Origin of the sequence: Natrinema versiforme JCM 10478 (assembly GCF_000337195.1) — an archaeon.
Taxonomy (GTDB): domain Archaea; phylum Halobacteriota; class Halobacteria; order Halobacteriales; family Natrialbaceae; genus Natrinema; species Natrinema versiforme.
Map to the genome: position 1 here is coordinate 1 of NZ_AOID01000032.1, position 12,881 is coordinate 12,881.

At 64.1% G+C, this 12,881-nt stretch carries 11 protein-coding genes and 1 pseudogene; 7 read left to right on the forward strand and 5 right to left on the reverse strand.

The annotated features are described in order from the left end of the window. Positions 1-101: 101 nt before the first annotated feature. Positions 102-1,946 (forward strand): Na(+)/H(+) antiporter subunit D, encoded by a 1,845-nt coding sequence (locus tag C489_RS11725; protein ID WP_006431487.1) that lies wholly within the window; start codon positions 102-104, stop codon positions 1,944-1,946. A 78-nt stretch (positions 1,947-2,024) separates the two neighbouring features. Here the strand turns inward: C489_RS11725 and C489_RS11730 are convergent, their stop codons facing one another. Continuing rightward, positions 2,025-3,137 (reverse strand): tyrosine-type recombinase/integrase, encoded by a 1,113-nt coding sequence (locus tag C489_RS11730; protein ID WP_006431488.1) that lies wholly within the window; start codon positions 3,135-3,137, stop codon positions 2,025-2,027. Positions 3,138-3,646: 509 nt separating this feature from the next. Further along, positions 3,647-3,811, reverse strand: a complete 165-nt coding sequence (locus C489_RS22190; protein WP_006431489.1) for a hypothetical protein — start codon at positions 3,809-3,811, stop codon at positions 3,647-3,649. Between the two features lie 894 nt (positions 3,812-4,705). Between C489_RS22190 and C489_RS11735 the strand changes: the two genes are divergently transcribed. From C489_RS11735 to C489_RS11745, 3 genes are all read left to right on the forward strand, one after another. Beyond that, positions 4,706-5,053 (forward strand): ArsR/SmtB family transcription factor, encoded by a 348-nt coding sequence (locus tag C489_RS11735; protein WP_049890811.1) that lies wholly within the window; start codon positions 4,706-4,708, stop codon positions 5,051-5,053. Further along, positions 5,050-5,361, forward strand: a complete 312-nt coding sequence (locus C489_RS11740) for a DUF7521 family protein (protein WP_006431491.1) — start codon at positions 5,050-5,052, stop codon at positions 5,359-5,361. Before C489_RS11735 ends, C489_RS11740 begins: the two co-directional genes overlap by 4 nt. Positions 5,362-5,690: 329 nt before the next feature. Further along, entirely contained in the window at positions 5,691-6,068 is a 378-nt protein-coding gene (locus C489_RS11745; protein ID WP_006431492.1) for a universal stress protein, read from the forward strand. Between the two features lie 60 nt (positions 6,069-6,128). Here C489_RS11745 and C489_RS11750 read toward each other — a convergent pair whose 3' ends face one another. From C489_RS11750 to C489_RS11760, 3 genes are all read right to left on the reverse strand, one after another. Next, entirely contained in the window at positions 6,129-6,923 is a 795-nt protein-coding gene (locus C489_RS11750) for a VOC family protein (protein WP_006431493.1), read from the reverse strand. A gap of 48 nt (positions 6,924-6,971) precedes the next feature. Next, a complete protein-coding gene (locus C489_RS11755; protein ID WP_006431494.1) occupies positions 6,972-8,669 on the reverse strand; it encodes a Na+/H+ antiporter NhaC family protein in 1,698 nt (565 codons plus the stop codon). 143 nt (positions 8,670-8,812) lie between these two features. Further along, on the reverse strand, positions 8,813-9,925 hold the full coding sequence (locus C489_RS11760; RefSeq protein ID WP_006431495.1) for an OBG GTPase family GTP-binding protein: 1,113 nt from the start codon (positions 9,923-9,925) through the stop codon (positions 8,813-8,815). A gap of 244 nt (positions 9,926-10,169) precedes the next feature. Here C489_RS11760 and C489_RS11765 point away from each other — a divergent pair, with 244 nt between their 5' ends. From C489_RS11765 to C489_RS11770, 3 genes and pseudogenes are all read left to right on the forward strand, one after another. Next, positions 10,170-11,777, forward strand: coding sequence for a hypothetical protein (locus tag C489_RS11765; RefSeq protein ID WP_239642053.1), 1,608 nt, complete (start codon positions 10,170-10,172; stop codon positions 11,775-11,777). A 282-nt stretch (positions 11,778-12,059) separates the two neighbouring features. Further along, positions 12,060-12,152 (forward strand): annotated as a pseudogene (locus C489_RS22615) (hypothetical protein); the annotation flags it as partial. 453 nt (positions 12,153-12,605) lie between these two features. Next, positions 12,606-12,809 (forward strand): VNG_1110C family protein, encoded by a 204-nt coding sequence (locus tag C489_RS11770; RefSeq protein WP_006431497.1) that lies wholly within the window; start codon positions 12,606-12,608, stop codon positions 12,807-12,809. Positions 12,810-12,881 lie beyond the last annotated feature (72 nt).

Here is a 12,881-nt window from a genome sequence, read left to right on the forward strand (position 1 = left end):
TGCCAGCCCGCTCAGAGATGTGTATAAGAGACAGTCTTCGGGCTGCCCTTCGAGGAACTGGGCGGTCCGTTCGATGACCTCATCACGGAGGTGAGCGGCTAATGGCGGTCGAATCCCTGTCGCTCGCCTACCCGCCGCTTTTGGTCTTCGCGGCGGCGCTGCTCGTGCTCGTTCTGCCGCGGATCGCCGGCTTCACCGTCGGCGCGCTCAGTCTCGCGGCCGTGCTCGCGATCTCGCTGGTCGCGCCGGAGGGCCAACACTTGGCCGGGTCCTTCCTCGGATTCGACGTCGTCCCGTTCTACATCGACGACTTCTCCCGGATGGTAGGCATCGGACTCGGCTTTTTGGGCGTCTGTAGCGTCATCTACGCCTACTCGAGCGAGGCCAGTAAGACGTTAGTCGCGTTCGCACTCGTCTACGTCTCCTCGTCGATCGGGGCGGCCTTCGCCGGCGACTGGCTCGTGCTCCTGTTCATGTGGGAGCTGATGGCGGTGACGAGTACGCTCGTGGTCTGGCACTACGGTGGCGAGGCCGTTCGGGCCGGCTTCCGGTACGCGCTCTTCCACGGCACCGGCGGCGTGCTCGTGATGCTTGCGGTCGCCGTCCACTACGTCGAGGTCGGGTCGTTCCTCTATACGGCCACCGACGGAATCGCCACCGGAATCCCGGCGCTGCTCGCGGTGCTCGGGATGGGCGTCAACGTCGCCTTCATCGGTTTCCACACGTGGCTGCCCGACACCTATCCGCGACCGCACATCGCGGCCTCGGTGTTCCTCTCCGTGTACACGACGAAGACGAGCGCGTTCATCCTCTACCGGGCGTTCCCGGTAGAGGGCTCCCACGACCTCTCGATATACATCGCGTATATGGGCGGGCTGATGGCCGTCTACGGCGCGACCTTCGCCCTGCTGCAACACGACATGCGGGCGCTGCTATCCTATCACATCCAGGCCCAGCTCGGCTACATCGTCGCCGGAATCGGGATCGGATCGCAGCTGGCCGTCGCGGGGTCGATGAGCCACCTGTTCAACAACGTGCTGTTCAAGAGTCTGCTGTTCATGGCCGTCGGGGTCGTCATCTACCGGACCGGCGAGGAGGATCTCTATCACCTCGGCGGGCTCTGGCGCGAGATGCCCCTGACCGCGATCGGATTCGGGCTCGGCGCGCTCTCGATCACCGCGATCCCGGGGTTCAACGGCTACGTGAGCAAAGGGATGATCTTCGACGCTGCCAATCCAGGATACTACGGCCAACCCGAGTATCAAGCGCTGTACTGGCTGCTCTGGCTCGGCGCGATCGGGACGCTGCTGTCCTTTATCAAGCTCGGCTACTACGTCTTCTTCCACGGCGAGAGCGATATCGAGGTCGCCGACGCCAAACCCGGCCAGACCGTCGCGATGCTCGGGCTGGGCGGTGCCTGTCTCCTCTTCGGCGTCTGGTGGCAGGGATTGGCGGACCTCGCGCCGACGCTCCACGGCCACGGCGGTCACTTCACGTTCTCGTACTACGGCGGCGAGAGCGAACTCCATCCCTACAGTCTCTCCCACCTCGAGACGGCCGGTATCCTGACGGCGGTCGCCGCCGTCACGTTCGTCCTCGTCCGAAAACCGCTCTCGAAACTCGATCTGGGCGATCCGGCGATGGTCGTCTATCCGGCGACGTACACCTTCAGCCGCTGGACGATGCTCGCGGTGACCGAAACGTACGCGGCCGTCGATAAAGCCGTCGTCGGTGGAGTCAAACGCTGTTACTGGATCGGCAACAATCCCGTTCTCGCGGTCGACGCGGCCGCGGGCCGGCTCCCCGACTGGGTGGTCGATGTCGACGAGCGCCAGCCGACGGACGGCGGGCGTCCGTCCACGATCCACCTCCGGACGGGCATCGGCACCACCGTCTTACTGCTGACGCTCGTTCTGACGGCGATCCTGTGGCTCCTCGTCGTCTGAACGCAGTATCGACACCGACTCACACGCTGTCGCTCCCTATTTCGCTGTCCGATTCGTCGCGTCTCAACTGCGGTCCGGCTACTCGTCTCGCGACTGCCCATCGTCGTCGACGACTGACGGCTGTTCTCCCGAAACGACGATCGACTGGTCGAGTACCGACGCCCGAAGCGTCGGTTTCGACGCCGTCGCCTCGCGGCGGTACGCGTCACCGTCGCCGTCGTGCTCGGGGCCCACGCCCCGCGGCGTCAGGTAGTTGCCGTCGATATCCACGCCCGCGTCCTCACAGAGTCGTTTTAGGACTGATCGCGCTCCCTCGGTGGTAATCGCCGGCAGCGCGATGGCGTGTTCTCGAGCGAGTTCGGTCGCCGTCGCGCCCTCGAACAGCGCCTCGATCTCGTTCTCGTCGTACCCTCGATCGCGAAGCACCGATCGAACTCGCGCCGCGATCGACGGCGCGTGGCCCGTCGGAAACAGCGGCCAGTCGTTCGACGGCGGGTCGAGCACCACCCGATAGCGACGCAGCGGCGTCCGTGCACGGGCGGGAAGCGGGACGTCCTCGAGGCGCTGGGACTTCCCCAGCACGCGGATCGTCCCCGTATAGAAGTCGACATCGTCCCACGTCGCACCGGTGCGCCGGTCGTCTTCCGGCACCCGGAACAGTTCGGACCCACGGACGTTCGAGTGAGCGAGGACGGCGACCATCGCGTACTCGCGTAGCCGGGCCCGTCGATCGCTCGTCGATGGCGCGGCCTCGAGGGCTCGCTCGCGAACGGTGCGCTCGAGTTCGCGCCGTTGTCGCGCGGTCCACGAGTCGCTTTCCGAGCGCGTTTCGGCAGTCGGCAGCGCGGTCTCCGCGCGGTCGGTCGCGGCGGGGTTGTCCGGGAGAATCCCGCCGCGGACACACCACGAGAGGAACGCGCGGACGACCGCGTAGTAGGTGCCGGCCGTCGAGGCGGTGTACTCCCCGCGGTCGGTCCGCTGCTGGAGTTCTTCCGCGTACGCGCGCATGTGTTCGACCTCGAGTGCGAACAGGGCGGTGAGGTCGTGTTCTCGCTCGAGCCAGTCGGCCCACCGCCGAAGGATCGATTCCGCGTTGGACGCGTAGGCTCCGGCACCCGGCCCGTCGGGGTCCCCGACGGCCTTCCGCTGGAGATAGGCGTCGACCGCGTCCGTGATCGCGACCTCGGTCACGGAGCGATCACCCGTCCGGTGACCGCGCGACGACGCGGCGAGGGCCGTCGTCTCCCGCTTCGGCCGCTGCCCGGTTGCTCGAGGCGGCAATCACCGCGGCGAGAACTGATCGTATCGGTGTCGCCACGGGTCATCGGTTCGTCTCATACTGTTCCGCGATCCTAAATCCGTGTTTCGATCTCAGGGGGTCGGAAAAAACGCGACTCGGGCCGACCGGCGTGTGGTCGTTCCGGCGGCAGGCGGTCAATTTGTTGGGTCGAATCGGTGTCTCTCGACGTGATTACCGCTGTCGATCGTCCTCGAAGAGTCATCGGGAGGTAGCTGGGTTTCGAATCTACGATCGGCCAGCAGCGTTTCGTACCGGCGATTGTGCTTTCCGTGGTTGCTAGCTCGAGAACGATCGATCGCGAACACAGTGACGACCGTTCCGCAAAATTATACAATTCAATATATCGGAATGTAGTTTATGCCCCATAGTTGGTGGTATCGATCGGGATCTCAGACCTCGCTCAGGACGGATGCTGATGTCTGATCCTTTCGGCCGTCATCCCCGGAACCGGCGTCCCACAGTCTTTGCATTTCCAGTTCGGCGTCGGCGTCCCTCGTTCCTTTTCGAGGTCCTGCTTGAACTCGAGGCGTGCGCCACACGGACACCGATAGGTCGTGCGGGTCATGACCGAACTAACCTGGCGGGAACCGATAAACGGTTCGCCGAGTACCGGCGCGGGAGACGGTACTCGCTCGAGGCTGCTTTCCACTCGCCGGTATGAGATTGGCCGATCTAGGGGTGAGGGTATCTCGAGCGATTGTCGTCCACTTTCGAATCGGCCGCGAAACCGCGGTGGTCGAGTTGTTCTCCTGATACTGGTTTTTCCCGACTCGAGCCCAGGGTGTCTGCGACTGTGAGCCGTACCGCTCGACGAAATTTCCGCTCTTTCGGCACTAACTCTGGTCGACCAATCGCTGCCGACTCGTTCAGGACTGGTGTTTTCAGAGAATCGATGCTCGAGTCTTCCCCGTAAGCGGTAGAACCGCCGGAACCACGATTCCGATCATTACTGGAAACTCGAGTAGATCAAACGTTACCTGAGTTACAGACCGAGGGCACTCACCATCGCTGAGACTCATGGGAGGGCTCGTTTTGGTGACAGCACGTCTGGCCGAACCGAGCTTGCAGCGCGTGATCTTCGCGCCGAACACTCGTTTGCCGTTCCCGAGGACTCGAGACAATGTTCTTGCCGAGGATGTAGGCGGTGTTGATCGGAGCAGAGATCGGTCACTTTCTCGGCGGCAGAAATCGAGTTCGCAGTTGTTGGCCACCAGTACGGCCGTCTTTTGGCTTGAACCAAATTATAAACTCTATGCTGCGATATGGAATATGGCGGACGTACCGCGTGATTCCGGATCGGTGACCCGTCGTGTATCCCGTCGCTTGCCACCGCTTTTCGCGCCAAATGGGCCCGAATCGTCGTCTATCAACCGAGACACGTCTCTCGTGAGACGGTGTTTTCTCGTTCAGAAAAACCGGACTGCTTTTCATAGTTATACCGGAACGAACAGCTATACCAGTGAGTGAGGAACCTGACCTGTCTACATTGCTTGCGGTCCTCGACGACGAGTACGCACGGGATATCCTCACCCACACGAGCGTCGAACCCATGTCTGCCAGTACACTGAGCGAACGGTGTGACGCGTCCCTCCCGACGATCTACCGGCGGCTCGACCGTCTCGAGGAGTGTCACCTCGTCACCGAAGAGACGGAACTCGCACCGGACGGCAACCACTACAGCGTCTACAGTGCGAACCTCGATCGGCTCGAACTGTCGCTGGAGGACGGCTCGTTCGCCCTCGAGTTGACGTACAGCGAGGAAGACGTCGCCGACAAGTTCACCCGCATGTGGGAGGGGATGCGATGAGCCGGAGCGTCGTCCGAATCGACGAGGCGACGTTGTTCGAACTGTTGACCGTCACGAGTCTCTTCCTCGTCGCTCTCTTCGGGACGATAATCGCCTATCAGGCCTACCGTGGGTACCGACGCAATGATGCGTCGTCGATGCTCTATCTCTCGATCGGGCTCCTCCTGTTGACGATGTGTCCGTTCCTCGTCAACATCGCGGTCGCCACGCTGGTCAGTCCGGATCAAACGGTCATCGCACTGCTCGAGAACGTGAGTCGACTGGTCGGACTGGTTGCGATCACCTACTCGCTGTACGGACGGCATTGAGCGAGTACGGCGATCGACGAGTGGTAGGGCCGAAGCGATCCCGGGACACCGTTTCTGCGAACAGTGAGGGGGAGCGACGCGTCATCCCCGCGCGAGGGGGCTCGCGGGGACTGGGGCTGGCGTCGCACCCGTGGGGATGATCGGATGCGGGGATGCATCGGGGGACCATCAAGGCGTGCGGGGCTGACCTCTCGTCCCCCGCTTGGATCGTTTCGTGCCGACCTATTAGTGATACGAGCGCGTTTTCTGGGTCGGAAAATCCACGTCCGCCGGCGATCGCTCGCGTGTGGTTCCACAGCTTTCTTCGATCCCGTCGCCGTAGGACCGCTATGCAGTACCTTCTCGGCACCGACTCCGTTCACACGACGGCGGCGATCTGTGACTATCTCGGCGACCGAGTCACCGCCGACGACGCGGTGACCGCGATCGCGGTCGCCGACGACGCGACGACGCGCCGCGACGGCGAGGAGGCGTTGAACGTCGCGCCCGTTCGACTCGCGGCTGCAGGCGACGTCGAGACGGAGCTTCGATCGGGCACCCCCGCCGAGACGCTCCTCGAGGCGGCGGCCGAGTTCGACGCTGACGAACTCGTGATCGGCACACACAGCGGTAATCCCGGTTCGATCGGCGGCCTCGGCTCGACCGCACAGCAATTGCTCGCCGATGCGGGTCGCCCGGTGGTCGTCGTTCCGATTCCGGAGCTCTAACGCTGCAAGCGGCGCGGAAAAACGCAGAGAGCGCTCCCGGCGATACGGATCGGGGCCTGATCAGAACGGGAACAGCGAGTCGGCCTCGAGATCGCGTTCGATGAGTTCGATCTCGTGGCCGTCCTGACCCCTCGTGAACGCGTACATGTTATCGTTGCTCTCGGGGTCGCGGTAGTCGTCGGCCCCGCGCTCGACGAGTTGCTCCCAGTCGTCCTGGAGGTCGTCGACGCGGATACAGAGGTGGCCCCACGCGTCGCCCATGTCGTACGTGCGGCCGTCGTAGTTGTAGGTGAGTTCGACGGACATCGCCTCCGCGGGGGCGTCGCGGGGCTCGACGAAGTAGTTCGCGAAGGTGTCGGATTCCCAGCGGCCGACCTCGTCGTACTCGAACTTGCGGGTCCAGAAGCCGAGCGCCTCGTCGGCGTCCTCGACGCGGATCATGGTGTGATCGAGTGACCAGAGCGCGCCCTCGTCGGGGTCGCGCTGGACGATCTCGATCTCGTGGCCGTCGGGATCTTTGACGAAGGCGTAGTCGCCGCCGCAGGACTCCGGATCGCGGTAGTCGTCGACGCCCGCATCCATCAGCTGCTGGTAGTAGTCCTCGAGTTCGCCCTCGGGGACTCGCACCGCGATGTGGCCCCACGCGTCGCCCACTTCGGGCTCTTCGCCCTCGTTGTGGGTGATCTCGAGCATCGCCCCGTCCTCGTGCATCTCTTCGGGGCCGAGATAGACGATGGTGAAGCCGTCGCCCTCGAAGCGGTCTTTCTCCTCGTACTCGAGGTGGGTCTGATACCAGTCGAGCGATGCCTCGAGGTCAGCGACGCGGATCATCGTGTGATCGAGCGTTCCGTCCATACGCGAAACGACGCCTGCGAGTCCAAAAAACGTGGCGAACCCGGCGGTCTACTCGGGTCGCTCCGTCGAATCCGCGTCGATCTCGCTCTCGGGATCGGCGATGTCCGCGGCCGGGGTCGGCGCGACTGGCTCGAGACCCTTCCGGTTGGCGTCGAACCTCGAGAGGCCGGTGACGAGGCCGATCAGGGCGAGGACGCCGAGGGGAAGGAAGACAATCGGCGGGACGCCGAGATAGCCGTTGAGTAGGTAACAGCCGATGACAACGGCGAAGACGGTCAGCGCGTAGGGGAGTTGCGTGCGCACGTGATCGATCAGGTCCGCGCCGGAGAACGTCGCCGAGAGCACCGTCGTGTCGGAGATCGGCGAGGCGTGGTCGCCGAAGATCGCGCCGGAGAAGACGGCCCCGACGGCGACCGGCACGAGTTCGAACCCGGTCCCCAGTTCGTAGGCGACCTGTATCGCGATGGGCGTGACGAGTCCCATCGTCGCCCACGACGACCCCATGGTAAAGGCCACGAACGCTGCGGCAATCAGGATGAGGACAGGCAGCAATTCGGCCGAAAGGTAAGGCTCGACCAGACTCGCCACGTAGTCGCCCGTGCCGAGCGTCTCCGCGACGCTGCTGATCGTCCACGCGAGCACGAGGATCGTCACCGCCGTCAGCATGATGCCGAAGCCGTCGATGACGGTGTCGACCCCGTCGCCGATATCGAACAGGCCGTAGGCGATCCCGATCGCGATCGCCGACACGACCATGGCGGACGAACCCCAGGTCAGCGCCGTGGCGAAGTCACCCGCGCCGACGATGTCGATCAGGACCTGCGTGAGCCCCGCTTCGTCCGCGGCAGCGCCGAACGTCGTCGGCGCTCCCGCCTCGGCCTGACTCGAGAGCCACGACTGGTAGCCCGTCCAGAAGGCGCTCGCCAGCGTCACCGAGATCAGGACGACGACGGGCGCGAAAAAGGTCCGGAGCATCGGCCGGTCGGTGATCGGTTCGCCCAGATCCTCCTGGACCTTCTGGAGCGGCTGTGCGCCCTCGCGGTTGACCGCACCGGTCGTTCGCGACCGATGCTCGGCGTCTAACATCTCGCCGTAGTCCCGCCCGGACACCACGACGATCCCGACCATGACGATCGCCAGCAGCGCGTAGGTGTTGTACGGGATCGAGCCCACGAACGTCTCGAACGCGCTCGGCGCGTCGGCCGCGACCCCCATGTCCTCGTAGGCGCTACTGATCAGCGACAGCTGGAACGCCACCCAACTCGAGATGCCCAGCGTCGCGACGGGCGCGGCCGTCGAGTCGACGATGTAGGCGAGTTTCTCGCGCGAGACCCGCAGTTCGTCGGAGATCTCGCGCATCGTACTCCCGACGATGGCCGTATTGGCGTAGTCATCGAAGAACATGGCGAGCCCCAGTAGCCACGTCGTTAGCCCAACGGCCCGCTGGGTCTCGAGCCGTTCAGTCGCCCACCGGCGGACGGCGATCGCGCCGCCGAGTCGCCAGATGAGCGCGACGCCGGAGCCAAGCAGGAGCGTAAACAGCAGGATCTGGACGTGAAAGCCGTCGTCAGCGATGATCGCGCTGACGATCCAGTCGAAAGTCTGTGCGAGGCCGAGGCCCTCGGTGTGGATAACCGCGCCCGACCAGATGCCCAGAAACAGCGAGAGCATCGGTCGCCGGGTCACGATCGCGAGGACGATCGCGAGCACCGGCGGCACGAGCGAGAGCCACCCGATATCAACCATAGTTACCTAGTCTTCGGATCGCCGGATATTATTGATCGTTCCGATCCGAATAGTGTCGATTCAACGACCGTACTCGATCGAATACCGCCGAGAGGGCGAGGTCGCGTTCCGGCTCAGCACTTAGACCGTCGATATCAGGCCGGTTACCGCCGCAGAATCAGCTTCAGTACGTCCTCGTCCTCGAGGACGTGGTCCGTTCCGACCTGTTGCTGGTCGTGGGCCGCGCTGGGACCGGTCACGCGGGCGAAGCGGAACCGTTCTTCCATCTCGCCGCCGAGTTTCTCGATCGCCTCGCCGACGGTGGTTCCCTTCGGGACGACGAGAGGTTCCTCCCAGTCGATGCCGCGGCCGGGCTTTTCCATGTAGACTCTGATCAGCCCGAGTCGTTCCCAGATCCGATCCTTGAGTACGTCGAGGCCTTTCTCCTCCTCGGCGCTAATGAAGGTCACCTCCTCGGGATCGAGATCGCGCTGGCGCAACTGCTCGTCGACCGTCTCCTTGTAGTCGGGATCGATCAGGTCGACCTTGTTGACGCAGGTTATCGAGGGGATGTACTCTCGGTTGTCCATCAGGCCGTCGACCAGCCGGTCGATCGTGACGTTCTCCTGCAGGTTGACGACGGCGTTGACGTGGCCGTGTTCGCGGATGACCTGCTTGATCGTGTCCTCGTCTAGATCTTGGTCGGTACTCGAGGTGATCTTGATGCCGTCTTTGATCTTCGGACGGACCGTGACTTTCGGGGGCTCCTGATCGACGCGGATGTTGATGTCGTACAGCTCTTCTTGGAGCCGGTCGTACTGCTCGAGTTCGAACACCGAGAGCATGTAGATGATCAGATCGGCGTTGCGGACGACCGCCAGCACCTGCTGGCCGCCGCCCTTGCCTGCCGCCGCGCCCTCGATCAGTCCCGGCACGTCGAGCAGCTGGATGTTTGCCCCGCGGTGGTTCAGCATGCCCGGATTGACGTCGAGCGTCGTGAACTCGTAGGAGCCGGTCTCGCTTTCGGCGTTGGTCAGCGAGTTCAACAGCGACGACTTCCCGACGCTCGGGAACCCGACCAGCGCGACGGTCGCGTCGCCGTGTTTCTCGACGGAATACCCGCCGCCACCGCCCGACCCAGACTGCTGTTTCTCGAGTTTCTCCTTTTTCTCCGCGAGCTTTGACTTCAGCCGGCCGATGTGGGCCTCCGTCGACTTGTTGTAGGGCGTATTGGCTATTTCGTCTTCGATTTCCTCGATTTTATCCTCGAGCCCCATTTGTCAGTATGCAACCGGTCGCGCCGAAAAACCCTTTCGAGACACGCGTTGAGAACGCGCGGCGGCGGCCGTCGGTCGACTCTTCCCCGCGACTCGAGTGAACTCTCTGTGGCCTCGACGCTGGTTTCCCCGACGAATTGGACAATCGTTTCCTCGATTACGTTCCCCTCGTCAATGTTGTATTAGCTATACCGTCCTGTGAGGCATGTGATAGCATATGCGCAGGCGAGAATACGTTACGGCAGTGGGAAGTAGCGTGGGCGCGCTCGCGACGACGGGGGTGGGACACGCCCAGACGGGATCGCTCGAGCGGATCTGCCCGGCGGCGACCGCGACGACGGTCGGGCCCGGCGACGACGTGGTCTTCGAAGCCGCGGCGTCTCCGGGGGTCGAACCGCAGGCAGCCGACTGGCGGGTCGACGGTCCGGACGGGGACGCTATCACGCCGTACGACCCGTTTTACAGTTACACCTACGTCACGGGTAACCCGGCCGCCTACGGGCAGTTCGACGCGTCGGGCACCCACGAGGTCAGCGTGACCGTCGACGGGACGACCGTTATCTGGACGGTCGAGGTCACTGAGAGCGCGCCGGACCCACCGGACCTCGACGTGACGTGTGATCCGGGTCCGGACGCCACGATCACGGTCCGCGACGAGGTCGACGTGACTGCGTCGGCCGCCGACGATTCCGGGACGCTCCATCGGCTCTTCTGGCAGGAAGGGCGCAACGCCACGTACGTCGACCGGATCGACCTGTCGGGTTCGACGGGGACGACAACCTACTCGACGACCGGCGGCAACGCGCTCTGGTTCATCGGCGACTATCCGATGATCGCGTGGGTCGCCTGCTGGGACGGCCGGTTGGCGTCCGCCAGCGTCGATGGGCCGTCGGTTGTGGCGTTCCAAAACGTCGCAATCACTGGCACGAACGCGCCGATTCGAGCGGGCGAGGACCTCGTCGTCGAGGCCGAGATCGACGTCGAGGGCGATTCCACCTATCACGGGTTCGTCGACGTCGAAGCCGATCTGATCGTCGGCCACGATCCGACCCACGTCGACAGTCGGACAGTCGAGGTGTTCACTGCCCGGACCGAGACCGTCGAGCTTGCGTTCACGACGGCGACCGTCCGCAACACGCAGACGTTCCCCGTCCGCGTCGAGACGGCCCACGCTGCTTCCGAGACCAACGTGACCGTCATCGGAACCGCAGACGACGGAACGCAGGGCCACCTCGAGGTGACCGGCCTCGAGACGAACGCGCCGGTGACCGGCGGCGAGTGGCTCGAGGTGACGGCGACGCTCGCGAACACGGGCGACGGGCCGGCCGACCGCGATGTCGAACTCGTCGTCGGCCACGATCCGACGACGGTCGATACGCAGGGCGTGACCGTCGACGCGGGCGAGACGACGACGGTCTCACTGGGCTACGAGACTTATCCCGTCCGAAACGACGGCGAGTTCCCCGTGCAGGTGCGAACGGGCGACGATACCGCCTCGCGGACGGTACTGGTCTCCGGACGCAACGGAAACGACGGCGGCGAGGGCGAGTCGTCGTTCGCGGTGTCGATCACCGGAACGAACGCGCCGGTGACCGGCGGCGAGTGGCTCGAGGTGACCGCCGCCGTCGAAAACGTCGGCGACGCCGCCGGCACGCACGACGTGGAACTCGTCGTCGGCCGCTCGCCCGAGGTGGTCGATGCCGCGAGCGTGAGCCTTCCACCTGGCGGGACGGGAACGGTTTTGCTCGGCTACGAGACCTACCCGGTGACCAACGACGACGTGTTCCCGGTGATGGTTCGATCGCCCCACGCGAGCGACACGCGAACGGTGACGGTGCACGGAACGGGGTGATACTGCCGAGCCAGCCGACCGAACGTGGAACTCGAGGCCGGCCTCAGAGTCCGGACTCGAGTCTCGGCACGGTCCGGTCTCCCGGCGAGTTGCGGTTTCAGACCGGCGGTTCAGGCTCGACGGTCCACTGGCGGCCCGTGGCGATGCGTCACGACGAATGGATGAACCTCCACGCGTTACTGCGGGAGAGACGAGGAGAGTTGGAGATCGAGGGGACAGTTCCCGGACGCGTTCGCCGCGTACGACCATCAACGCACTCGACCGAAACATCTCCACCGGCGGAAACGCGAACACGAGCGAGCGACGCGGCTCCTCCTCTGGGGGATCGTCCGATCGATCGAGGCGGAGAGCGACCGTGCCGTCGTGCGCCGCTAAAGTCGATTCGGAGACGGTCTCGGCCGGACTTTTCGCGGCGAAAAGGGGTATCGCTGGTCAGCGGTCTCCCGTGCGGTTGCACTCGCCGGCCGCCGGGTAGCGTCACCGGTTTGCCGGCGAATCGGTGTTGCCAGTCGCCCGCGGTAGCACGATCCGACGCCGGTCCGTCCCCGATCGAACTGGAACGTGCGTTTCGGACTCCAGTTACCCCGGATGTCGGGAACGGACAACTGTATGTATGGTATCGACACACATAGTTTGGCTGCATGGCAGTGTCGGCACCGAAGAATAGATAGAGTGAGCCGCTCTATCGGTGATCGACTCGCTCTTCATCAGTTTACGCAACCGAGCGCCGACTCAACTGCGCTATTTCCTGCAGCTACCACACCAGTCCATTACCAATACCAACAGAACTTCGATACACATAAACGGCAGGCGGCGGGTGCTAGCTGTATGTCGAACGCGTCGCAGCTGCGTGATAGCACCCAGATCGTCCTTCCGCGGGCGGCACTCGAGGGGCTCGAGCCGCGGCTCGACGACGAGTTCACGGTCAGCGTCTTTCCCGACGGCGAGGACCGCTGCCGGATCATCGGCAGCCCGGTCGAAATCAAGGAAGCGAGCGAGTTCCTCGCCCGCCACGGCGTCACCGTGCGCTGATCGGGTTTCCGTCGCGCACGGCGGAATCTCGTTCGGTTCTGTTTTCGAGTCTATCCGGCCCTGGTCTCGCCG